The organism is Stenotrophomonas thermophila (assembly GCF_001499715.1).
GTDB lineage: Bacteria > Pseudomonadota > Gammaproteobacteria > Xanthomonadales > Xanthomonadaceae > Stenotrophomonas > Stenotrophomonas hibiscicola.
The window spans coordinates 43,111-65,864 of record NZ_CVIW01000006.1 but is presented as its reverse complement, the minus strand read 5'-3'; the positions used below and the strand labels follow the sequence as shown (position 1 = coordinate 65,864).

The window sequence follows — 22,754 nt, the reverse complement described above, 5'->3', positions numbered from 1 at the left end:
CAGACCGTTACCTCCGCGTGCCCTCGCCCACTGTCATTACTGCAACGTTTTCCAAGCGGCTCTCCGAAGCTCGAGCACTGCGCGGGCTGTCCCAGCGCGCGCTGGGGGCGTTGGTGGATAAGGACCAGGACAAGAACCGTGGTGCCGTGCTGATCAACAGGTACGAGCGCGAACGAAATCAAGCTGACATGACCAAGGCTGCAGAGTTGGCCAAGGCATTGGATGTACCGGTCGCCTACCTGTTCGCTGAGGACGATGACCTAGCTGCGGCGATCTTGGCTTTCGCCAAGCTTCCCTCTGGGGAGCGCCAAAGGATGCGGGAAGAGCTCGAGCGTTTGGCTGGAGCGCAGAGGGGCTAGCGCTCTTACGCCGCCAGCCTGGCGACAGCCGCCGCCAGTGTGTCCGGGGCCAAGTGGGCGTAACGAAGAGTCATGGTGATGTCTGCGTGTCCCAAAAGCTCCCGCACGGTATTCAGGTCCACGCCTGCCCGCACCAAGCGTGATGCGAAATGATGCCGAAGGTCATGGAACCGGAACTCTTCGATGCGGGCATCGGCTATGAGTTTGCCCCATCCCTTCTTGATGTCGGTCACGTCGAAGACCTTCCCCGCACGGCGCTCGCCCGCTTGCCTAGCCCAACGCTGCAGAACTTCCATGGCTTCGACGTTTAGCGGGATGTGACGCTGCCTACCGGACTTGGCGTTCTCCGCCTGGATCGTCAGCATCTTTGCTTCCCAGTTGATATCAGCCCATGTCATCGACAGCAGCTCACCTCGTCTCATGCCGGTATTGATGGCTGTAAGGACCACCGGGGTCAGGTGATCGACATACCCGTCCATCGGCAAGTCAGGCAAGACGACCTGTCGGTAGCGGCGACGGGCAGCGTTTGCATTGGCCCTCCCCTCAACCCCGGCTAGATCGCGTGCTGCCAACGCAGCCCGAAGCATTGCTTCTTCGTCCGGGGACAGGAACCGAACCACCTTGCGGCTAGCTGCTGACCGCTGACGCATTCCCATGAGGGGGTTAGTCTCGATCAGCTTCCACTCCACAGCCCGCGACAAGGCAGACCGCAGGCAAGCGAAGTCGCGCGCTGCAGTAGCCTTGGTGACGGCATCGGGGCCAGTGACACGCCCGCGCCACCATCGCTCCATCGTGGGCACGTCGATTTCGATGATCTGACGGCCTAACAGCCACGGGAACACTGATCGAATGCGGTCTGGGTACTGACGACCGCCCTTGAGCTCAGCCACGGCCCAAGGCTCGAAGTGATCGTTGAGCAGCGCTTCGAGGGTGCAGCTAGTGGGCTTCGACCTCGCGAGCGCGGGCAGCCCAGACTGAACGTACTCAGCAACTGCTTGACGGGCTTGGTCCCGGGCCTGGTCGAGCGTCAAGTGCTCGACCGACCCCAAGGTACGACGCTTACCGTGCGCCCAGGTGACGATCCAAGCTTTGTGGCCCGAGGGCTGCACTCGCAGGATCAGGCCGCGAACCTGAGCGTCCCTGAGCTCGTAGGGGCGATCTCGGGGTTCTGCTGTGAGAACAATGCGCTTGGTAAGGGCGGATGACATCGGGCGGGAGGTCCGTAAGTGGCGATAAGGCCAATTTAGGACAGGATGCGAGGGGATGTCTGGATGCGGATCGTCCGTAACCGGTCGCAAGAGGGAAGCAGGTCAGCAAGTACTCGTCATAAGAACGATATGGGTTCAGAGCACGGCGCCGAGGCCGATAGCATGTTGAGAAAGAACGGAACACGTAGCAAGATTTCGACCCAATCAAATGCATTTACGGACTTCCTGCAGCGTTTACGGCAGCATGTGCGCACCCCATATGCCCATAAAAACTCTGGGACACACAGCACAGCCGTCAAATCTCAAACCATCCAATTCTAAACACCACTCATCCATCCAAGGAGCGGCTGGCAAATGCAACTTACAAACTTCACTGTGTGCAACTTCCGGAGCATCTCCGGATCTCACACAATTGACGTTTCAGACTTTACCGTGCTCGTTGGAAAGAACAACGAGGGGAAGTCGAATATTCTTAGGGCGCTAGACACAGCGATGTCTCTCCTTCGCGACCACTCCAGAAGCAGAACAGGATTTCGTCGCAGCTACGGCGCACACGACTACAAGTGGAAGCGAGACTTTCCGATACAAGCGCAGAATCGCCGAGGTCCCAAGCAGACTACATTCCGCTTGGACTTTTCACTTAACGCAGAAGAAATTCTTGAATTCAAGAATGAGATAGGAGTCAATCTTAACGGCACGCTTCCACTTGAGATCGCAATCGGCGTTAACGAGGAGCCGGATTTCAGAGTCGTCAAGACCGGAAGGGGAACGAAGACGCTCACTCAAAAGTCCGCGAGGATCGCTAAATTCGTTGCCAGCAGAATCACCTTCAATTACATACCAGCCATCCGAACTGATCGAGAGACCACCGAGCTGATCAGAGAGATGCTGGCCGCTGAGCTTCGCACACTAGAGGATGATCCGGCCTACACAAACGCACTTCGCGCAATTTCCGAAATTCAACAACCAGCCTTGAACGCAATCGCCGCTCGAGTGGAAGCTCCCTTGAAGGAGTTCCTGCCCAGCATTCGATCAGTGAGCATTGAGATTTCAGAGGACGAGAGAAGGTTTTTCCTTAGACGAAGCATTAACGTTGTTGTAGATGACGGAACACCGACTAGCATTGAATTTAAAGGCGACGGAGTTAAGAGCTTAGCGGCGCTCGGCCTGCTGAAGAACTCAAGAAAAAATGCAGCCACCGGTGCCTCTATCCTTGCGATTGAGGAGCCCGAATCCCATCTACACCCCGGAGCGATCCATCAGATTAACGAGATCCTCCGAAGCCTAGCTTCTGAATCGCAGGTCGTCATCACCACCCACAACCCACTTTTCGTTGATCGAAACAGAATTGCCGCGAATGTAATAGTTTCAGAGGGTGGTGCAAAGCCAGCAAAATCAGTCAAAGCCGTTCGAGATATTCTTGGAATCAAGGCATCCGACAATCTGACGAATGCCAGCTACGCATTGGTAGTTGAAGGCATTGAAGACGCTATCGCAGTCAAGGCAATACTTGGTGCCCGGAGCCAAAAACTCCAATCTGCCCTGAAAGATAGCCTTTTGATCATCGATCCATTGGGAGGAGCCGGGAATCTTTCATACAAACTATCGTTACTGCACAACTCCCTGTGCAGTACGCACATCCTTCTTGACAATGATCGAGCAGGAAAAGATTCGTTTGACAAGGCGAGCGCTGACAACCTTTGTTCACTCGCCACCACAACCTTCACCACTTGTGAGGGCTTTCAGGAGTCCGAGTTCGAGGATGTCATAAGCGTGGAAACGTACACCGCAGCGGTACTCGAAGAATTCGGCGTGGACCTCAACTCGCCTAGGTTTCGAGGGAATCAGAAGTGGTCATCGAGACTAAAAAGCACGTTCGCGGACCAAGGGAAGCCCTGCACCGAAGCAATCTTGACAAAGGCGAAATATGTCGTTGCTAAGTGCGTTGAGAAAAATCCCAATAACGCACTTCATGAACATAAGAGCGGGTCCATTATCGCATTGATTGCTGCGTTGGAGAGACTTGTGAAGATTTGAAAACAGGGCCTATCCAGCGATACGTCTGAGATCCTCGGCTAAGTGAACCTGAAGCCGCTTGATCAACGAAGTTGAGGCCATCGGCGCCATGGAAAAGATGCATCCGCAATGGCAGCTACTCATAGTCCTCAGTCCAATCCTCGCGAACTCCTTGACCATCAAAGAGCTCCAGCATCCGCCCAAACAAAAAGCCCCGGCCAAAGGCCGGGGCTTTTCATTGCAACTGGTGCCGGAAACAGGAGTCGAACCTGCGACCTACGCATTACGAATGCGCCGCTCTACCAACTGAGCTATTCCGGCGGAGCCCGCGATTTTACGGGCTGGGCGCCCCGGCGGTCAATCCACCCGGCTCAGCCCGCTACACCCGGTTCGCACACACCCGCCCCTCGGCAAAGTCCCGCAGGTTCCTCAGCGTGATCGCCGAGATCTCCTGCAGCGCCTCCACGGTGAAGAAGCCCTGGTGGCCGGTCACCAGCACGTTGGGGAAGGTCATCAGGCGCTGGAAGGCCTCGTCGTCGATGATCTCGCCGGAAAGGTCCTGGAAGAACAGCGCGCTTTCCTGCTCGTAGACGTCGATGGCCAGGTGGCCGAGCCGGCGCGACTTCAGCGCGCGGATCACCGCATGGGTATCGACCAGTGCCCCACGCGAGGTGTTGACCAGCATCGCGCCTGGCTTCATCCGCGCCAGCGACGCGTCGTTGATCAGGTGCTGGGTCTCGGGCGTCAGCGGGCAATGCAGCGACACGATGTCGGCGCGCGCCAGCAGTTCGTCCACCCCCACCATGTCGCCCACCGCGGCAAAGGCCGGCGACGGATACGGGTCATGCCCCAGTACCGTGCAACCCATGCCCTTGAAGATGCGCGCAGTGGCCAGGCCGATCTTGCCGGTACCCACAATGCCGACGGTGCGGCCATGCAGGGTTCGCCCGAGCAGGCCATCGAGCATGAAGTTGCCCTCGCGCACGCGGTTGTAGGCGCGATGGGTCTGCCGGTTGAGGGTCATCACCAGCGCCAATGCATGCTCGGCCACGGCTTCGGGCGAATAGGCCGGCACCCGCGCCACGAACAGGTCCAGCGCTTTCGCGGTGGCCAGATCCACGTTGTTGAAACCTGCGCATCGCAGCAGCACGGCCCGCACCCCCACCGCATGCAGGGTGTGCAGCACCGGCGCATCCAGGCGGTCGTTGACGAACACGCATACGGCTGCGCAATCCTGCGCCAGCGCCGCCGTGTGCACGTCCAGCGCCACATCGAAGTACACGAACGCAAATCCGTCCCCAGCCGCATCGCGCTGGTTCGCCTCACCAAGGAAGCGGCGGTCGTAGGGACGGGCACTGAAGACGGCGATCTGCATGGATGGGCCTGGGTGGAATGCCATACCGACCATACCGCAGCAGCGCCCGCGTTGGGATGGCACCGGCGATGCCGTCATCGCCGGTGCCGGGTGCCACTTGGAACCTGTAGCCCAGGCCCAGCATCACGCCGTTCTGGATCTGCCCGTCGCGGCGCTCACCCACATGGTCGGCCATGATCGACAACCGTTCGCTGGCCTGGAACCTGGTCATGCCCAGGTTCCAGGCCAGCACCTGCTCGCCCACCGCCTGGCTGCTGGCGCCGAACACCAGGTCCGGTGCTGCAGCAAAACCGGTGCTGTAACGGGCCTGCGAATCACCCGGCTCCTTCTGCCGGACCACCCGGGCGCGCGGGGTGATGCGCTCGCCGTTGTTGCCTTCGAACGTCTTGAACAGCTGCAGGCCCGCACCCACGCGGATGCTCTCCAGGCAGGCTGCCGCTGCGACCGATCAGTGCTCCGGCGCCCTCCCCTTCATTGAAGCGCGTGGCCGAAGTGCGCGCGTAATCCACCACCGGCAGCAACGGCTGGATCACCAGGCCCTTGCCGGTGGTGAACGAGAACGCATGTTCAACACGTGCGGAGATCGCATCGTTGCTGTACTTCGCGCGCAGGGGCTGCTGCAGGCCATCGATACCGCCGATGCTGCGACGGGTCTCATGCCGCAGATCGGTGTAGCGCACGGCCGCCGACAGATAGCCGCGCGCGTACGTCGCATCGAGGTAGCCGCCCACGTCCAGCGCGCGCACATCTCCGGTGAAACCAGAGCCATCGCTGGCCATGGCGTTGTCCAGCGTGGAGACATCCAGATCAGCCAGCCGCAGCTTGGACAGCAACAGGCCCTGGATGTCCGGGTCACTGAGGTAACCCTGCACCGAGAGCGCACCGATGCCCTGCGGGCCGCGGCTGGATGCGGTGTAGATGCTCTGTGCGACATTGATGTAGGTGGATCGCCAGTCGGCATTCCAGCGTGTGAAGTCGTCGTCGACGAATGCCTGCAGCTGGCGTCCGGTGCGCAGGAAGCCGGGATTGATGTCACCGGTCACGTTGGCGGTGACGTTCAGGGTGTCGCCCGGATCGCGGTACCCGTTCGCGGTGATGATCCTGTTGCTGTAGATGTCCTGGCCGGGGAACGACTACAGCTTGCTGCCACTGCCATCGGGGTCGAAGGTGACCGAGGGACCGGTGCCGCGTGCCGGATCGCGCAACACCAGCAGGCCGTTCGGCTTCACCACTTCATACATGACCTTGTGCAGCAGCCCGGCATCCATGCCACCACCGTAGTTGCCACTATAGATCTGGGTCATGCGCGGCGACGGCGTGTAGATCACCTTGCCGCCGCTGCTGGCTGCGTGGATCTGCACCGAGTCGATGAGCGGCAGATCGCCGGCCAGATAGCGCTCGACGCCGCCGGACTGCATGATCGAGCAGGACGAGATGCAATTGCCGGACACGATGGTGTTCAGCCCGGAGGTGCGGATGATGCCCTGCAGCCACTCCCCGGCGATCAACGCGCCACCATTGGACGTACGCAGCACCACCTCACGGACCGGCCGGCCTTCGGCCTGTGCCTTGGCCAGCAATGCCGGCAGGGACACCGCGTCGGCGTAGGTCACATCTCCACTCAGGAAGATGCGATCGCCCTGCACGTGATAATTGGTTGCCATGACGTCATCCACCACGGCTATGGCGGCAACGCCCATCAGCCCGGCCAGGGCCAGGCTCAACGTCGAGTACTTCATGTGTTCTCTCTCCACCCGCAACACGCGGATGGAGCGATCAACGCCGCAGCGGGATGATCTCCCCCAGTGGAACGGATCCTGGAAAATGAATACATTCACAATGGCAATTCGATCGATGCACACTCTTCCCCATCCGGTCATCGTCGCGTAAAACTCGACGACGCATTCGCCACCCACCGTCGAGGCCAGCCCTGTCCACCCCGTCTCCCCTGCTCCATCGCGCGCCGGAGCTACCCGCACCTGCGGATGCCTTCATCGCGTTCGTGCGCGAAGAGCGCGCACCGCTGTGCGCGTTCCTGCGCACGCGGGGGGTTGGGCCTGAGGATGCGGAGGATATCGCGCAGGACTGCATGGAGCGGCTGATCCGCTACCGCGCACAGGGCCCGGACGAACTGCGCCTGCTGCTGTATCGTATCGCCCGCAACCGCCTGGCAGACCGCGGCCGCTCACCGCTGTCGCGGCCGCATCTGCCGCTGGCCGAACACGATGGCAGCGACGAACCGTCCAGTTCCTCGCCCGATCCATTGCGCCAGGCCGAGTCAGGGCAGATGCTGTCCCTGCTGCGGCAGGCCCTGTTCAAGCTGCCCGAACGCGCACGCGAGGTCTATCTGCTCAACCGCATTACCGGCATGAGCTACACGCAGATCGCGCGGCATTGTGGAATTACTGCCAAGACCGTGGAAAAACATATCGCCCGCGCCCTGCAGGGCCTGCGTCAGGAGTTGGGATCGGATCCGCTGCATAACGACAGGGACGGCCAATGAGTGGCACCCCGCACAGGGATGATGCACAGCTGTTTGAACGCGCAAGCGCTTGGGTAGCCCGCCTGGAAGCCCCGGACTGCACGTCGGCCGAACGCGAAGCGTTCGAGGACTGGCTGGCCGAAGATCCGGCCCACGTCAAAGCCTGGGTGCAGGCCGAAACCCTGTTCCAGCAGGGCGCTGGGCTTGCGGCTGACCCTTGGCTGCGGACCGCTGCGGCACGCGCGGCGCGTCCGCCGCGCCGGCGCTGGTTGCCGGGCGTGGCCGCTGCTGCCGGTGTCTGCATGGCGATCGGCATCGGCTGGATGGCTGCCGTCGACGGCAACCCGACGCCACAGGTCTACGCCAATGATTCGCACCAGCCACAGCAGCAGACGCTGGCCGATGGCAGCGTCGCCATGCTGGATGCTGGCACAACTCTCCGCGCCCGCTTCGGCTGGCGCCATCGTGAGCTGGTGCTGGAGCAGGGCCGGCTGCAACTGCAGGTCGCACCGTCGAACAAGGCGCTGCAACTGCGCGCCGGCGACAGTACGATCCGCGACATCGGCACGACCTTCCAGGTGGAACGCCTGCGCGACGGCCTGGTCGAGGTCGCGCTGCTGGAAGGTGCCGTCGAAGTCAGCAGCGGCGCAGCGCAGCACACGCTGGCGCCCGGCCAGCAGCTGCAGGTTCTTCCTTCCGGCCGTATCCAGCCAGGCCCTGCCCTCTCCTCCACTGCCGCCGCTGAAGGCTGGCTGCAGGGGCAACTGGTGTTCGATGCCACCCCCCTGTCGATCGTGGTCGAACGCATGAACCGTTACGGCCGCACGCCGCTGGTGATCGCCGATCCTGAAATCGCCAGCCTGGCCGTGAGCGGTACCTTCCGTGCCGGCGATGCGCAGGAACTGCTGTCGGCGCTGGAACTGGGGTGGTCCGTGGCTGGCCAGACGCGTCCGGATGGCGCGCTGGAACTGCGCCGCACATACTGAGGAGACCGGCAGTGAAGGCAGGTCCGGGTGCGCTGCAGTGGGGGCTGCTCCGGGCCCTGCTATGCCTTGCCCTGGGCGTTGCCGCAGTACCGATGGCCGATGCCGGCACGCCCGCGGGCACGCTGGCGATCGACGTGGGCGCCGGCCCACTGGTACCGGCACTGCAGCAATGGGCCCGGCAGAGTGGCACCGCCCTGCTGTTCGACGCACGTGAACTGGAGGGTCTGCGCACCGATGGCACCCGTGGCCAGCGCGATACCGGGGTTTCGCTGAAGCAACTGGTTGCCGGCCTGCCGGTGAACATCCTGCGCACGTCCTCGGGTGCTTTTGTCGTGCGGCGGGTCCATGCCGAGCCTGCCAAGCCGCCAGCAGCGGTCACCGCCCCGCGTCTGCCGCGCCCGCCTCCCAGGTCCGCCGACACGCCGCACCAGGTGGAACTGGCTCCTATCCACGTCACCGGCAGCCGGCTGCCGCGCTCTTCGGTGCAGACCACGCTGCCGGTCACCACCATTGATCGTGACGACATCCTGCGCAGTGGCTACGGCAACCTGTTCGACCTGCTGCGGCACCTGCCTGGCATGAACGGCCATCCTGCCATGAGCACCTCGCGCGGCGGCGATTCGCAGTACCTGCCGGTGGGTGCAGCGGCCACCACCAGCCTCGATGGCATGGGACCGCGGGCGACGCTGTTCCTGGTCAATGGCCGGCGCCTGCCGCGCTATCCGATGGTGTCGCTGGAACAGGGTGGGCTGACCGACCTCGGCGGCATTCCGCTGAGCTTCGTCGACCGCATCGAACTGGTACGCGGCGGTGCCTCGGCCATCTATGGCGCCGATGCCATGTCCGGCGTGGTCAACATCATCCTGCGCGACCAGGCCGATGGGCCCGAAGCCATGCTGCAGACCGGACTCAGCAGCCGTGGCGACGCGGGCCAGTACCGCCTGCAGGCCGCCACGGGCGGCGCGCGTGGCAACGGAGACCGCTGGTTTGCCGGTCTCGATCTGCACCGTGTCGAGCATGTCGCCGGTGACCAGCGTGACTGGCATGCGGAAACCTCGCTGTATCCGATCGGCGCGATCCTGGGCAACTGGTACGTGCCCGCGCGGCGCTGCGAGCCGCCCCTGGAGCGGCGCGAGGACGGCTGCTGGTTCGACAGCGCCCGGCCGCGTTCGCTGCAACCGGCCTCGGATACCGCGTCGGCCTACCTGCGCTACCGGCACGAACGGGGTGAGGGACGCTATGCCTATGCCGAGGTGCGGGCCAGTCACAACCGCCAGCGCTTCGACCTGGGCCCGACCGCCGTTGCGGTGGTGTCGCGGGGCATCACCTTCAACAGTGTGCTGCGTGAGGCCGGCAACGTGCGTCCCAAGGTCCGCGCCACCGATACGGACGTCACCTTCGGCATCGGACGTGACCAGGGCCGGCGCAGCTGGGAAGCCGGCATCAGTGCGCAGCGCAGCGAAGTCACCTTGTCCACGGCAGGCACGGTGCGCACGGCGCTGCTGCTTGAAGCAACGCAGGCACGCAGGTTCATTCCCGGCTTCGACGCGCCGCCGGCAGCCGATATGGACGCGCTGTTCCCATCCATCCGCAACCGCGGCAGCACTGCACAGTGGCAGGGCTGGTGGGGCGTGCAGCGTGAGCTGATGGCGATGGCCGGGGGCAATGCGCAACTGGCGACCGGCATAGACCTGCGCCATGAGCGCTGGACCTCGCATCCGGATGCGCTGCTGAGCCAGGGCGACCTTGCATTGGGTTTGCCGCAGCAGCAACGCCGCCTGTCGCGGCAAAGCAGCGGTGTCTATACCGAGCTGGGCCTGCCACTGGCACCCACGCTGCGCGCGGACCTCGCCGCACGCTGGGACCGCGACGACGGCTTCATGGCGTTCTCGCCACGTGCCGGACTGCGCTGGACCCCGACGCCTCACTGGTCGTTCCTGCTGGCCAGCGGACGCGGCTACCGTGCGCCGAGCCTGTTCGAGCAACGGCGCCCCCCGGGCTACTTCGGGTCGATCACGCTTCCGGTGTCCAGTGCCCTTCCTGAATGTGCAATGGCCACGGCCAGTGGCGGCTGCAGCGTCACGGCCAACGTGGTTGAGAACGATGCACTGAAGGCCGAGCGATCGCGCAGCCATTCGCTGGCCGGCACATGGACACCCAACGACACGTTTTCGTTGTCGCTGACCCACAACATCGTGGAACTGCGCAACGAGATCCTCGCCCTGCAGCCAAGCGATGCGGTGTGGAATCGCAGCACCTGGGAGCTGGATGACGACGGCTACCTGAGCAGCCTGCGGCTGTCGTTCGACAACATCGGCCGCACCACCTCCCGCAACTGGGTCCTGCGTGGCGAATACCGCATCGACAGCGGCAGCAACGGCCAATGGTTGTTCTCACTCGATGCGCTGAAGCAGCAGGAACTGCGTCGGCGCCGTGACCACGGGGCCGCCGTGGACCTGCGCGGCCATGTGACACCCGAGCTGGCTGCGGTGTTGAACGCGCAATGGCAGAACAGCAACTGGGACGTCGCCCTGCGCGGCAACCAGGTCGGTCGCACCCGTGCCTGGCTGCCGGGGGCCGAATGCCCGCAGGATCAGGCCGAACAGAACCACTGCATGAATCCGCGCCAGCTGCGCTGGAACCTGCACCTGGCACGCCGCCTCGGCCCGCGCGTCGTCGCGGCGCTGGACGTGCACAACGTGCTCGACACGCAACCGGTGAACTACCTGGTCGGCAATGGCGGGCAGATGCCGGGGCTGGATGATCCGCTCGGCCGCTACTACCTGCTTACCCTGCAGTTCCGCTGAGCGTAGTAACCTACGCGGCCTGTTCCACCGGTCTGCCACCTCCCCCCATGAAGGCCTATCTCTGGTTCTGGGGCGCGTTCCTGCTGTTCTTCGCGTTGCCCTTCCCCTGCATTCTCTATTTCGGCACCTCGTGGCCGGTGGCGCTGGCTGATCGCAGTGCACCGTGGCTGGCACTGTTGCTGCTGGCACTGTCGCTCGCTGCATGGCTCGCTCTGCTGTTCGCGTTCCTGCATTTCCTGCTGCTCGGCCCACCACGCGCCCTGCATCGCGTTCGCTCGATCCTCGCCGATGGCGAACCACGCGATGCGCTGATCGAACACGCTGAACAGACCGGCGTGCAGGTGCGTGGCTTCGCGCAATGGAAACTGCAGCTGTCCTTCAAGAACCTGTCCGGCACGCCGATCCGCGAACAGCTGCTGGTAGTCGACAGCAAGCCGCAACTGCAGCGCTTCGGCGTCGGCAGGCACATCGATGCACGCCTGAGCCGGGTGCCGGGCGCGTTCCCGAACGTGGTACTGGACGGTGCCCAGCCCGAACTGAATGTCGCCAGCCTGTGGCGACGCGGCATCGGTGCAGCACTCGGCATCGCAGCCGTTGCCGCTGCCTATGTGTGGGCCTATCGGCTGCAGAGCGAGGGCCTGGGCTGGACCTTCCTGACCTTCGGCCACCCACTGCTGGTGTGCCCGCTGGTGTTGTGCGGCTACGCCCTGGTCCTGCGCCTGCTCGGCCGCCTGCTGCACGCCGATGCCCGCGGAGACGCGCTGAAGTATCGCGGCATCGGTGTGGAGGCCCGGGTATTGAAGGTGCGCCAGACCGGCACCTACCTCAACGAACAGCCGCAGGTGGAGTTCCAGCTGGAATATACCGACCGAGAAGGTGGCATACAGCAGGTGAGCGTGCGCCGCTTCATCCCGTTGATCGAGCTGGCCAACGTTCCACGCGAGCAGGTCACGCTGCTGTACGACCCGGATGACCGCAGCAATGTGCGCCTGGAGGCTGTATGAAGCGGCCGCCTTCCACACCCGTGGTATTTTCCGCCGTGCTGCTGGTGCTGGCTGGCGCCGCCGTTGCCGGTGGTGCGCTGCAGACGATAGGCGAAACACTGGGGCATTCGGTGCAGGCTGACCGCGCGACCGCGCCGATCACCATGCCGCCATCGCGCGAGAGGCCCGCTTCGCTCGCCCCGATTCCCGAACCGCGATCAATGCCGGTTCCCGAACGCAGCAACCGGTTGTTCGATGCGGACTACCTGCTGGCCGCCCGCCAGGCACTGGAACAGATGCCTGCACTGGCCGGGCACCGGTTGACGGTGTTCCACAGCATCCACTTCTACGACGATGGCCGCATCAACCTGGACCTCGTCAACCCCCAGCAACCAACGCACGTGGACAGCTACCACTTCGAGCACGGCCAGTGGCGCAAGGGCAATCCAGTGAACCCACAACAGTTCGCCCCCACCATCAGCCTACAGCGCAGCAGCACACCTCTGGCCAACATTGATTTCGAGGCAGTACCGCGTGTGGCGCAGGCGCTGCAGGTACAGCGCAATGCCCTGCAGAACCCCGCATCCGAAGTCGGCCACGTGTATGTGATCGTGCGCAAGGGCGGCAAGCTGGTGTGGCTGCCGGACGAAGTGGCCGGTGACCGCGAATCCGTGCGCCTGCAGTTCGATGCGCAGGGCACCCTGCGCGGCGTGAACCGCCGATAGGCCGCACAAAAAGGCGACGGAGGGGATTAAGTCGTATGTGCCTTGGTGCGGATTGCGACTTAATCCCCTCCGTCCCCTTTTTGCTGTTTCACCGAGCGGGCGAAGGCGTACTGCGCAGCGTAGTACGTGGACAGCACCAGCGCGCTGGCCAGCGGCAGACCGCCGGCGAAGCGGTCCCAGGCCAGCAGTGAATCGCTGGCCACGAACAGCACTGCACCTGCCGCGGCCCAGCGGGCGCTTCGGGCTTCCACGGCAGCCGGCTGTGGCCGGCGCCACTGGCGTGCCAGTGCCAGCACCGCCATCGAGGCCAGCACCACCACATACGCCAGCACCGGAATGCGCATCGGTGCGGGCAGGTGCGGCCACAGGCCAAGTACGTTGAGCACAGCAAACGTCGCCAGCAGGACGCTGGCGGCGAGCAGGCCACGTCCGGCACGCAGGCCGTCGCGGAAGGCCACGATGTAGCAGAGGTGCGCCAGCAGGAACGCCACCAGCCCCGGTACGAACGCGTCCATCGGCAGCATCAGCGCGATGTCACCCACGCACGACAGCAGCATGCCGGCCAGCACCGCGCGCCGGTAGGTCGGCTGCGCAGGATCACGCACCCGCCAGGCGATGGCAGCGATCAGCAGCGTGGTCGCCGGCTTCGCCAGCCAGTGCAGCCAGCGCCCGTCACCGTGCAGGAACGTGCCGACGATGGCCAGGATCGCCATCAGCAGGATCACGCCATCGCGGGCGCGCGGCTTCATCGTGGCTTCCACAGCTCCGCAAGGCGGTCAGGCTTGCCGGCAATGCGCTCCAGCACCGGGTACTGCAGGCCACCGTGGTAGTCGATGTTCATCGTGTCGATCCGATCGAACTGCTTCACCAGCAGCACGATCGGCGACTTGTCCTTCGCAGCCGCCGCCACCGCGTCCTTCAAGCGCTGGCTGCTGTACTCGCGGCCGCCAACGGCAATCACCTTCATGCCAGGCGCCAGGCCGGCGTTGAAGGCCGGGCTGTCCCAGATCACGTCGCCGACCGTACCGTTGTCGAGCACCGTCGCACCCAGCGAGTACGCCAGCAATGCGGCCTTGGCGCGCTTCTCCTGCGCCTTGTAGGCATCGTTCGGCGTATCGCGGTAGACCAGCTTCCAGCCCGCCAGCTCCAGGCCACCGGTCAACGCGCCGTGGCCGTCCAGGCGCCCGCGCAGGAACGTCGCCCAGTCGTACGGCGCGATGCCGTTCAAGGTCGCGACCACGTCGTCGAAGGTGTACGGGTTGACGTCCCAGTCGCCATTGCCGACGCCGAAGAAGGCGCGCGCGAAGTCATCCAGGCTGCGGCGGTTGCCACTCAGTTCGCGCAGCTTGCCTTCCACTTCCAGCCACAGCATCTGGCCGCCGGAGTAGTAGTCTTCGCTCATCTGGTAGTTGCGATACGGCAGCGTGCGACGCTGGGCGATGGTCGGGTCGTTGGTGGTGTCCTGCAGCGGACGCCAGGCCAGGCCCGGGCGGCCACGGTCATAGGTCGCGGCCACATTGGCCAGCATGTCGCGCGCCTGCGCAGCCGACCACAACCCCGAGCGTGCCGCCAGCACCTGCCCCCAGAACTGGGTCTGGCCCTCGTACACCCACAGCAGGCTGTCGCCCATCGGCACGTTGAAATTGGCGGTGGCCAGGTCGGCACCGCGACGGTACTTGCCGTTCCAGGAATGGGTGTACTCGTGCGGCAGCAGATCGCGCATCCACGCGTTGCTGTCCCACTCGGTGAAGTAACCCGGGTCGGCGCTGTTCTCGCTGGAGCGGTGATGCTCCAGGCCGATGCCGCCAAGACGATCGGTCAAGGCCAGCAGGAATTCATAATGGTTGTAGTGACGCACGCCATAGAGCCTGTCGGCCTGCTGCACCAGCGCGCGGTGCATCGTGATCTGCGCGTCGGTCGGCTTCAGCGACTTGGCTTCGTCGGCAAACACATTGAGGTGCACCGGCACCTTCGCGCCCGGATCGAGATCGATGCGCTGGTAGTGCTCGCCGGCAAACAACGGCGAATCGACCAGATGGTCATACGAGATCGGCTTGAACACCACGGTATCGCCGTCGCGGCGCGCGGTTTCCAGCGCCGTGGCAAACGACCAGCCCTTGGGCAGGGTCACGCTGGCCTGCGCCTGCAGGTTGCGCGCATCTACGCCGGCCGGATACAGCGAATTGGCGTTCCACTGCAGGTTGAGCATTTCCGGGGTCATCACCACCCGCCCCTGGCTCCCGCCCTGCGAGGACAGGAAATCGAAGTGGGCGACGATCTCGCTGACGCCCTCGGGCACGTCCACCTTGAACGCATAGACGTTGTACTGGTCGCGCTGCCAGGCCAGCGGCTTGCCGTTGGCGGTCACGCGCAGGCCGGCCAGCTTGTCGATCGGGCCGGTGGGCGAATGGTTGCCGGGAATCCACTGCGGGTACAGCAGGGTGACCGGACCGGGCTTGACCGGCACGGTGGCGGTCACCTTGAAGATGCGACGGGCAAGGTCACGTGCATCCACATCGATGCGCAGCAGGCCGGGGGCTGCGGCATCACCCGATGGCGAGGCCTGCGCCAGCGCGGGCGTGGCGGCCAACGCGAACAGCAACGACATCGCCAGGGCACGGGTCTTCATCGGCAACTTCCAGCATCGGAGAATCCTCCGATGCTAGGCCTGTGCGATGGCGGGCCCCATGGCCAAAGGTCATGGATGTGCTTATCCACGCGTGGCGTGGATCTACTGGGCAATGCGCGCTGTACCGGCACACACTGGCCCGGTGCAGTAGATCCACGCCATGCGTGGATGAGGCCTTTCCCGGTCAGTCGACCAGGCGCAGGCGCAGTTCCTTCGGCAGCGCGAACACCATCGATTCCGGCTCGCCGTCCAGCTCGGACACGCCACTGGCACCCAGCTCGGCCAGGCGTGCCAGCACGCCGTCGACCAGCACCTGCGGCGCCGAGGCGCCAGCGGTCACGCCGATGTGCTGCTTGCCCGCCACCCACGCCGGGTCGATCTCGTGCGCACCGTCGATCAGGTACGACTCCACGCCTTCGCGGCGGGCCAGTTCGCTCAGGCGGTTGGAATTGGAGCTGTTCGGCGAGCCGACCACCAGCACCAGGTCGCAGCGCTTGGCCAGATCGCGTACGGCGTCCTGGCGGTTCTGCGTGGCGTAGCAGATGTCGTCGTTCTTCGGGCCCTGCATCGCCGGGAACCGCTCGCGCAGCGCATCGATGATGCCGCGCGTGTCATCCACCGACAGCGTGGTCTGGGTGGTGTAGGCGAAGTTGTCCGGCTGGTTGATCTGCAGCGTCGCAACCTGCTCGACATCCTCCACCAGGTAGATCTGCCCGGTACCGGCTTCGCGGTTCCACTGGCCCATGGTGCCCTCCACTTCCGGGTGACCGGCGTGGCCGATCAGCACCACGTCACGGCCAGCGCGGCAGTGGCGGGCAACTTCGAAGTGGACCTTGGTCACCAGCGGGCAGGTGGCGTCGAACACCTTCAGGCCACGACGCTCGGCTTCCTGGCGCACCGCCTGGGACACGCCATGGGCACTGAAGATCACCGTATTGTTGTCCGGAACCTCGTCGAGCTCTTCGACGAAGATCGCGCCGCGCTGCTTCAGGTCGTCGACCACGAAGCGGTTGTGCACCACTTCATGGCGGACATAGATGGGCGCGCCCAGCGTTTCGATCGCGCGCTTGACGATCTCGATCGCACGATCGACACCGGCACAGAAACCACGCGGGTTGGCGAGCAGCACATCCATCAGTTCAATCTCCCGGCAGCGGCCGGCTTACGGTTTCGGGTTGGCATTATCCGCCTTTTTGGCGGACTTGCCGTCGAACAGGCCAAACAGGGCGATGCCGATGGCACCCACCACAATGGCCGAATCGGCGATGTTGAACGAGGGCCAGGTGTAGCTGCCCACGTACCACTGGATGAAATCGACCACGTGACCGTGCACCTGGCGGTCGATCACGTTGCCGATGGCGCCGCCGATGATCAGTGCATACGGCACCGCGGCCTTCCAGTTGCCACGGGCGGTGCCGCGCAGCCACCAGGCCATCAGGCCGCTGATGGCGATAGCCAGTGCAGTGAAGAAGTACTTCTGCCAACCACCGGCGTCGCTCAGGAAACTGAATGCCGCGCCGGTGTTATAGGTGCGGTACCAGTTCCAGAAGCCGTCGATGACCACCACCGGCTGGAACTCCGGGAGGCTGGACAGCACCCAGGCCTTGGACCACTGGTCCAGGCCGATGATGGCCACCGACAGCAGCAGCCAGACCAGCGCGTTCGGATGCGGACGGGACGCGGCCATCAGAACCAGCTCCGCACTTCGCCGGCGCCGGTCACGTTGCTCACGCAGCGGCCGCACAGTTCCGGATGGTCGGCGTTGCTGCCGACGTCGGCGCGGTGGTGCCAGCAGCGCACGCACTTGGCCTTGCTGGTCGGCTGGGCACTGACGAACACCTCGTCGGTGGTCGCCGGGCGCACCTGCACGTCGCCACTGATGAAAAGGAAACGCAGTTCATCGGCCAGCGGCTGCCAGCGCGCGGCCTGCTCCTCGCTGGCGGCAATGGTGATCTCCGCTTCCAGTGCGGCACCGATCGCGCCGTTTGCCCGCATCGGCTCGAGCACCTTGGCCACCTGTTCGCGCACGGCCAGCAGCTGGTCGAAGTCGGCGGCGTTGAGCTGGGCATCGGCCGGCAGCGGCGCCAGGCCGTCGTACCAGGTGGTGAACAGCACGTGGCCGGCGCGTTCGCCCGGCAGGTAGCCCCACAGCTCGTCGGCGGTGAAGGTCAGGATCGGCGCGACCCAGCGGGTGAACGCTTCGGCGATGTGGTACATCGCGCTCTGTGCCGAACGGCGACCGTGCGAATCCGTCGGCATCGTGTACAGGCGATCCTTGGTCACGTCCAGGTACAGCGAGCCCAGGTCCACGCTGCAGAAGTTCAGCAGCAGCTGCACGATCTCGGCCATGTTGTAGCCGTCGTAGGCTGCCTTGATCTTCTCCTGCAGCTCCCACGCGCGATGCACGATCCAGCGGTCCAGCGCGACCATCTGGTCGAGCGGACGCAGGTGCTGGGCCGGGTCGAAGCCGTCCAGGTTGCCGAGCAGGAAGCGTGCGGTGTTGCGCAGGCGGCGGTAGGCATCGGCATTGCGCTTCAGGATCTCCTGCGACAGCGACATCTCGTTGCTGTAGTCGGCCGAGGCGATCCACAGGCGCAGTATGTCCGCGCCCAGCTTGTTCATGATGTCCTGCGGCTCGATGCCGTTGCCCAGCGACTTGGACATCTTGCGGCCGTGCTCGTCCACGGTGAAGCCGTGGGTCAGGCACTGCTTGTACGGCGCGCGCTTGTCGATCGCCACCCCGGTCAGCAGCGAGGACTGGAACCAGCCGCGATGCTGGTCGGAGCCTTCCAGGTACAGGTCGGCCGGCTTGCCGAAGCCACGCGCGGCAAGCACGCCTTCATGGGTCACGCCCGAATCGAACCAGACGTCGAGGATGTCGGTGACTTTCTCGTAGTCGGTCGCTTCGGCGCCGAGCAGTTCGGCGGCGTCCAGCGAGTACCACACGTCGATGCCCTCGGCTTCCACGCGGTCGGCGACCTGCTGCATCAGCTCCACCGAACGCGGATGGATCTCGCCGGTCTGCCGGTGGGTGAACAGTGCGATCGGCACGCCCCAGGTGCGCTGGCGGGAGATGGTCCAGTCCGGGCGGCCGTCGACCATGCTCTGGATGCGCGCCTTGCCCCAGGTCGGGAACCAGCCGACGGTGTCGATGGCGGCCAGCGCATCGTTGCGCAGGTTGGCCTTGTCCATCGAGATGAACCACTGCGGGGTGGCGCGGAACACCACCGGCGTCTTGTGGCGCCAGCAGTGCGGGTAGCTGTGGCGGATCGGATGGAACGCCAGCAGCGAACCGTTGTCGCGCAGCACGCCGACGATGGCCTCCTGCGCCTTCCACAGGTGCTGGCCGGCCAGCACCACCTCACCGGCCGGCGGGGTCGATTCCAGGTACACGCCACGGCCGTCGATCGGGGTCACCTGCCCGGCGTTGTACTTGTCCAGCAGGCCGTACTTCTGGCTGACCACGAAGTCTTCCTGGCCGTGGCCGGGGGCGGTGTGCACCGCACCGGTACCGTCCTCGTCGGAGACGTGGTCGCCGTTGAGCACCAGGATCTCGCGCTCCGGGTAGAACGGGTGCGCCAGCAGCTGGTTCTCCAGCGCCGCACCGGTGGTTTCACCGTGCAGCACCACGTTTTCGACGCCATAGCGCTGCAGCGCGCGCTCGGCCAGCGCCGCAGCCAGCACCAGCCAACGGCGCTTGCCGTTGTGCGCCGGGCCTTCGGCCAGCACGTACCGGATCTCCGCGCCCAGCGACACCGCCAGCGAGGCCGGCAGCGTCCACGGGGTAGTGGTCCAGATCGGTACGGCCACTTCCACGTCGGCCGGCACGCTCACGCCGAACGCCTGGCCGATGGCCTGCGCATCGCGTGCGGCGTAGGCCACGTCGATCGCCGGCGATTCCTTTTCCTGGTACTCGATCTCGGCCTCGGCCAGCGCCGAGCCACAGTCGAAGCACCAGTACACCGGCTTGGCGCCGCGCACCAGGTGGCCGTTGGCCACGACCTTGGACAGCGCACGGATCTCGTTGGCCTCGAAGTCGAAGCTCAGGGTCTTGTACGGGTTGTCCCAGTCACCGGTCACGCCCAGCCGCTTGAAGTCCACGCGCTGGATATTGATCTGCTCTTCGGCGAACTCGCGGCACTTCTGGCGGAATTCGACGGCGTCGAGCTTGGTGCCGACCTTGCCCCACTTCTTTTCCACCGCGATCTCGATCGGCAGGCCATGGCAGTCCCAGCCCGGCACATAGGGCGCATCGAAGCCGGCCAGGTAGCGCGACTTGACGATGATGTCCTTCAGGATCTTGTTGACCGCGTGGCCCAGGTGGATGCGGCCGTTGGCGTACGGGGGGCCGTCGTGCAGCACGAACAGCGGGCGGCCGGCGGCGTTGTCGCGCAGCTGCTGGTAGAGCCCCTGCGCTTCCCACCGCGCCAGAATGCCCGGCTCGCGCTTGGGCAGGTCGCCGCGCATCGGGAATTCGGTGGCTGGCAGGTTCAGGGTGGTCTTGTAGTCCTGGCTCACGCAGTGGCTCGCAATCTATGTTCGGAAAGGATGGCGCGCGCCTGTTCGGCGTCGCGGTGCATCTGGTCGGTCAGCGCCGCCAGATCATTGAACTTCTCTTCGTCGCGCAGCTTGGCGACGAATTCCACGTCGATGTGGCGACCGTACAGGTCACCCTGGAAATCGAACAGGTGGGCTTCCAGCAGCGGCTCCACGCCCTCCACCGTCGGCCGCGTGCCGAAGCTGGACACCGATGGCCACGGTTGGTCGAACACACCATGCACCCAGGTCGCGTAGATACCCGACAGCGCCGGCGTCTTCGGGAACCGCAGGTTGGCGGTGGGGAAACCCAGCGTACGGCCAAGCTGTCGACCGCGCACCACCCGGCCGCTGATCGCGTATGGACGGCCCAGCAGGTCGTTGGCACGGGCGAAGTCGCCCTGCTGCAGCAGCTGGCGGATGCGGGTGCTGGAAATGCGCTCGCCATGCAGATCCACCGCTTCGATCTCGCCCGCGGTGAAGCCCAGTGCAGCACCCATCTTCTGCAGCAGGGCCAGGTCGCCACGGCGGCGGTTGCCGAAGCAGAACTCCGGGCCGATCCACACTTCGCGTGCGCCCAGGCGGTGGGCCAGCAGCCGGTGGACGAAATCCTCGGCCGGCATCGCTGCCATCGCCGCGTCGAAACGCAACAGTCCAATCGCATCCACACCGAGCTCGCGCAGGATCTCGACCTTGCTGCGGGCCAGGGTCAGCCGCGGTGGCGGCGTGCCCTGGGAAAAGAATTCACGCGGCAGCGGCTCGAATGCCACGGCCACTGCGGCCACGCCCAAGGCGCGCGCGCGGGCAACCGCGTGGCGCACCAGCGCACGATGGCCCAGGTGGAGGCCGTCAAATGCACCGATACAGACCACGCTTCCGTTGGGGAACAGCGCCCCGCCCTCCACGCTTCTGAACAGCCTGCTCATCAACTCTCGTTCCGGCCCGACCGGGGCCGCCGCTTCAATGGTGTAACCCTGAAGTATAGCCGTCACGGCGCACGATCAATGCCCACGCAGGTCGCGCGGGCGGAAGCCCATCGCCACCATGGCAACCGTGTAGGTCGCGCCACCGCCACCGACCAGCAGCGCCAGGGCGCCGATCCGCTCCCACACAGTCATCGCCGAGAAGCCTGGCAGCCAGTGCAGCAGGGCCAGCAGCACCCCGACCATGGCCGCGCAGGCCAGCAGCAGCCGCAGCAGATAGCCAGCCCAGCCCGGCCGGCGGCGGTAGACATCGGTCTTGCCCAGCCAGTACCAGAGCAGGCCCAGGTTCAGGTAACTGGACAGCGCACTGGCAATGCCCAGCGCCAGGTGCAGGCCCGGCTGCTTGCCGATGGCCGCCATCACGCCCTGCGCCTTCAGCTCGTCCGGCACCATCACCTGGTACAACACCGCCAGAAGGGCGAAGTTGAACACCATGTTGGCCACCAGCGCGGCCACACCCGCGCGCACCGGCGTCTTGGTGTCCTGGCGGGCGTAGAAAGCCGGCAGTACCACCTTCAGCAGGGCGAATGCCGGCAGGCCGAAGCTCAGGCCGTACACCGACAACGCGGTCATGCGGGTATCGAAGGCACTGAACTGGCCGTGCTGGAAGATGGTCGCGATCAGCGGCTCGGCCAGCAGCAGCAGGCCCAGCATGGCCGGCACCGAGATCAGCAGGGTCATGCGCAGGCCCCAGTCCAACGAGCGCGAGAAGCCCTCGCGGTCGGTACTGACGTGATGGCGGGCCAGCGCCGGCAGGATCACCGTGCCCAGCGCCACGCCGAACACGCCCAGCGGCAGCTCCAGGAAGCGGTCGGCCAGCGACAGCCAGGACTGCGAGCCATCGGTCAGCTTGGCCGCGATCACCGTGTCCAGCAGCAGGTTGATCTGCGCCACAGAGGAACCGAACAGGGTCGGCACCATCAGCGTCATCACCTTGCGCACGCCCGGATGGCTCCAGCCCCAGCGCGGCAGGGTCAGCAGGTTGATGCCCTTCAGCGAGGGCAGCTGGAACAGCAACTGCAGGATGCCGGCCGCCAGCACCGCCCAGCCCAGCGCCAGGATCTGCTTTTCCGGCGTGCCGCCCAGCCGCGGCGCCAGCCACAGCGCACCGGCGATCATGCACAGGTTGAGAATGACCGGGGTCAGCGCCGGCATCGCGAAGCGCTGGAAGCTGTTCAGCGCACCGCCGGCCAGTGCGGTCAGCGAGACGAACAGCAGGAACGGGAAGGTCAGGCGGAACAGGTCGACCAGCAGGCCCTGCTTGACCGGGTCGGTATCAACGCCACTGGAGAAGACCGAGGCCAGCTGCGGCGCGAAGATCAGGGCCAGTGCGGTGACCAGCATCAGCACCCCGCCCAGGGTGCCGGCGGTGCGCGCCATCAGTTCGCGCAGTTCGGCGTGGCTGCGGGTTTCCTTCACTTCCGTGAACACGGGCACGAAAGCGGTGGCAAACGAGCCCTCGGCGAACAAACGCCGCAGGAAATTGGGTACCCTGAAGGCGACCCAGAAAGCATCAGTGATGGCGTTGGTGCCGAACGTGGTGGTCACCACGAAGTCCCGGACAAGTCCGAGAACGCGCGAGACCATGGTCATGCTGCTGAACGACAGCAGGCCCCGCAACAACTTGGGTGAACTCACTCAGCGTCCCTCTTGACAATCGACTTG

At 64.9% G+C, this 22,754-nt stretch carries 16 protein-coding genes, 1 tRNA gene and 1 pseudogene; 7 read left to right on the top strand and 11 right to left on the bottom strand.

What is annotated here, in order from left to right:
* Positions 1–17 precede the first annotated feature (17 nt).
* Positions 18–359, top strand: a complete 342-nt coding sequence (locus tag BN1263_RS04700; RefSeq protein ID WP_058979911.1) for a helix-turn-helix domain-containing protein — start codon at positions 18–20, stop codon at positions 357–359.
* Positions 360–364: 5 nt separating this feature from the next.
* Here the strand turns inward: BN1263_RS04700 and BN1263_RS04695 are convergent, their stop codons facing one another.
* On the bottom strand, positions 365–1,567 hold the full coding sequence (locus BN1263_RS04695; RefSeq protein ID WP_058979882.1) for a site-specific integrase: 1,203 nt from the start codon (positions 1,565–1,567) through the stop codon (positions 365–367).
* A 354-nt stretch (positions 1,568–1,921) separates the two neighbouring features.
* On the opposite strand from BN1263_RS04695, the gene BN1263_RS19985 reads away from it, so the two are divergent.
* Entirely contained in the window at positions 1,922–3,604 is a 1,683-nt protein-coding gene (locus tag BN1263_RS19985) for an ATP-dependent nuclease (RefSeq protein ID WP_080398777.1), read from the top strand.
* 224 nt (positions 3,605–3,828) lie between these two features.
* On the opposite strand, the gene BN1263_RS04690 is transcribed toward BN1263_RS19985, so the two are convergent.
* The 3 genes and pseudogenes from BN1263_RS04690 to BN1263_RS04680 all read right to left on the bottom strand — a co-directional run.
* Positions 3,829–3,904 (bottom strand) — tRNA-Thr (locus BN1263_RS04690).
* A gap of 58 nt (positions 3,905–3,962) precedes the next feature.
* Positions 3,963–4,958 carry a 2-hydroxyacid dehydrogenase gene (locus tag BN1263_RS04685; RefSeq protein WP_058979879.1) on the bottom strand — a complete coding sequence of 332 codons (996 nt, stop codon included), beginning with the start codon at positions 4,956–4,958 and terminating at the stop codon, positions 3,963–3,965.
* Positions 4,959–5,235: 277 nt separating this feature from the next.
* Positions 5,236–6,697, bottom strand: a pseudogene (locus tag BN1263_RS04680) (autotransporter domain-containing protein); the annotation flags it as partial.
* A gap of 209 nt (positions 6,698–6,906) precedes the next feature.
* Here BN1263_RS04680 and BN1263_RS04675 point away from each other — a divergent pair.
* The 5 genes from BN1263_RS04675 to BN1263_RS04655 are packed head-to-tail and all read left to right on the top strand — an operon-like array spanning position 6,907 to position 12,941.
* A complete protein-coding gene (locus BN1263_RS04675) occupies positions 6,907–7,461 on the top strand; it encodes an RNA polymerase sigma factor (protein WP_167692761.1) in 555 nt (184 codons plus the stop codon).
* Positions 7,458–8,426 (top strand): FecR family protein, encoded by a 969-nt coding sequence (locus BN1263_RS04670; RefSeq protein ID WP_021202458.1) that lies wholly within the window; start codon positions 7,458–7,460, stop codon positions 8,424–8,426. The genes BN1263_RS04675 and BN1263_RS04670 overlap by 4 nt, the downstream gene beginning before the upstream one ends.
* A gap of 11 nt (positions 8,427–8,437) precedes the next feature.
* Positions 8,438–11,233 (top strand): TonB-dependent receptor plug domain-containing protein, encoded by a 2,796-nt coding sequence (locus tag BN1263_RS04665; protein WP_058979878.1) that lies wholly within the window; start codon positions 8,438–8,440, stop codon positions 11,231–11,233.
* A 47-nt stretch (positions 11,234–11,280) separates the two neighbouring features.
* Positions 11,281–12,237: a hypothetical protein gene (locus tag BN1263_RS04660; protein ID WP_058979876.1), complete on the top strand. Its 957-nt coding sequence runs from the start codon at positions 11,281–11,283 to the stop codon at positions 12,235–12,237.
* Positions 12,234–12,941 (top strand): hypothetical protein, encoded by a 708-nt coding sequence (locus tag BN1263_RS04655; RefSeq protein ID WP_058979874.1) that lies wholly within the window; start codon positions 12,234–12,236, stop codon positions 12,939–12,941. The genes BN1263_RS04660 and BN1263_RS04655 overlap by 4 nt, the downstream gene beginning before the upstream one ends.
* A gap of 59 nt (positions 12,942–13,000) precedes the next feature.
* Here the strand turns inward: BN1263_RS04655 and BN1263_RS04650 are convergent, their stop codons facing one another.
* The 7 genes from BN1263_RS04650 to murJ all read right to left on the bottom strand — a co-directional run bounded on the left by BN1263_RS04650 (position 13,001) and on the right by murJ (position 22,712).
* Positions 13,001–13,690: a lysoplasmalogenase gene (locus BN1263_RS04650; protein ID WP_058979872.1), complete on the bottom strand. Its 690-nt coding sequence runs from the start codon at positions 13,688–13,690 to the stop codon at positions 13,001–13,003.
* Positions 13,687–15,570, bottom strand: coding sequence for a M61 family metallopeptidase (locus tag BN1263_RS04645; protein WP_058979870.1), 1,884 nt, complete (start codon positions 15,568–15,570; stop codon positions 13,687–13,689). Before BN1263_RS04645 ends, BN1263_RS04650 begins: the two co-directional genes overlap by 4 nt.
* Before the next feature lie 184 nt (positions 15,571–15,754).
* Positions 15,755–16,705 carry a 4-hydroxy-3-methylbut-2-enyl diphosphate reductase gene (ispH, locus tag BN1263_RS04640; protein ID WP_019659291.1) on the bottom strand — a complete coding sequence of 317 codons (951 nt, stop codon included), beginning with the start codon at positions 16,703–16,705 and terminating at the stop codon, positions 15,755–15,757.
* A gap of 27 nt (positions 16,706–16,732) precedes the next feature.
* A complete protein-coding gene (gene lspA, locus BN1263_RS04635; RefSeq protein WP_058979868.1) occupies positions 16,733–17,257 on the bottom strand; it encodes a signal peptidase II in 525 nt (174 codons plus the stop codon).
* On the bottom strand, positions 17,257–20,088 hold the full coding sequence (gene ileS / locus BN1263_RS04630) for an isoleucine--tRNA ligase (protein ID WP_058979866.1): 2,832 nt from the start codon (positions 20,086–20,088) through the stop codon (positions 17,257–17,259). Before ileS ends, lspA begins: the two co-directional genes overlap by 1 nt.
* Positions 20,085–21,032: a bifunctional riboflavin kinase/FAD synthetase gene (locus tag BN1263_RS04625; protein ID WP_019659293.1), complete on the bottom strand. Its 948-nt coding sequence runs from the start codon at positions 21,030–21,032 to the stop codon at positions 20,085–20,087. Before BN1263_RS04625 ends, ileS begins: the two co-directional genes overlap by 4 nt.
* 75 nt (positions 21,033–21,107) lie before the next feature.
* Positions 21,108–22,712 carry a murein biosynthesis integral membrane protein MurJ gene (murJ, locus tag BN1263_RS04620; protein ID WP_144435323.1) on the bottom strand — a complete coding sequence of 535 codons (1,605 nt, stop codon included), beginning with the start codon at positions 22,710–22,712 and terminating at the stop codon, positions 21,108–21,110.
* Between the last annotated feature and the right edge of the window lie 42 nt (positions 22,713–22,754).

What these genes read in the sequence shown, in the direction of transcription:
- BN1263_RS04695 (WP_058979882.1), bottom strand. Translation starts at nt 1,567, where the DNA reads ATGTCATCCGCCCTTACCAAGCGCATTGTTCTCACAGCAGAACCCCGA.
- BN1263_RS19985 (WP_080398777.1), top strand. Translation starts at nt 1,922, where the DNA reads ATGCAACTTACAAACTTCACTGTGTGCAACTTCCGGAGCATCTCCGGA.
- BN1263_RS04685 (WP_058979879.1), bottom strand. Translation starts at nt 4,958, where the DNA reads ATGCAGATCGCCGTCTTCAGTGCCCGTCCCTACGACCGCCGCTTCCTT.
- BN1263_RS04670 (WP_021202458.1), top strand. Translation starts at nt 7,458, where the DNA reads ATGAGTGGCACCCCGCACAGGGATGATGCACAGCTGTTTGAACGCGCA.
- BN1263_RS04660 (WP_058979876.1), top strand. Translation starts at nt 11,281, where the DNA reads ATGAAGGCCTATCTCTGGTTCTGGGGCGCGTTCCTGCTGTTCTTCGCG.
- BN1263_RS04655 (WP_058979874.1), top strand. Translation starts at nt 12,234, where the DNA reads ATGAAGCGGCCGCCTTCCACACCCGTGGTATTTTCCGCCGTGCTGCTG.
- BN1263_RS04650 (WP_058979872.1), bottom strand. Translation starts at nt 13,690, where the DNA reads ATGAAGCCGCGCGCCCGCGATGGCGTGATCCTGCTGATGGCGATCCTG.
- BN1263_RS04645 (WP_058979870.1), bottom strand. Translation starts at nt 15,570, where the DNA reads ATGAAGACCCGTGCCCTGGCGATGTCGTTGCTGTTCGCGTTGGCCGCC.
- ispH (WP_019659291.1), bottom strand. Translation starts at nt 16,705, where the DNA reads ATGGATGTGCTGCTCGCCAACCCGCGTGGTTTCTGTGCCGGTGTCGAT.
- lspA (WP_058979868.1), bottom strand. Translation starts at nt 17,257, where the DNA reads ATGGCCGCGTCCCGTCCGCATCCGAACGCGCTGGTCTGGCTGCTGCTG.
- BN1263_RS04625 (WP_019659293.1), bottom strand. Translation starts at nt 21,032, where the DNA reads ATGAGCAGGCTGTTCAGAAGCGTGGAGGGCGGGGCGCTGTTCCCCAAC.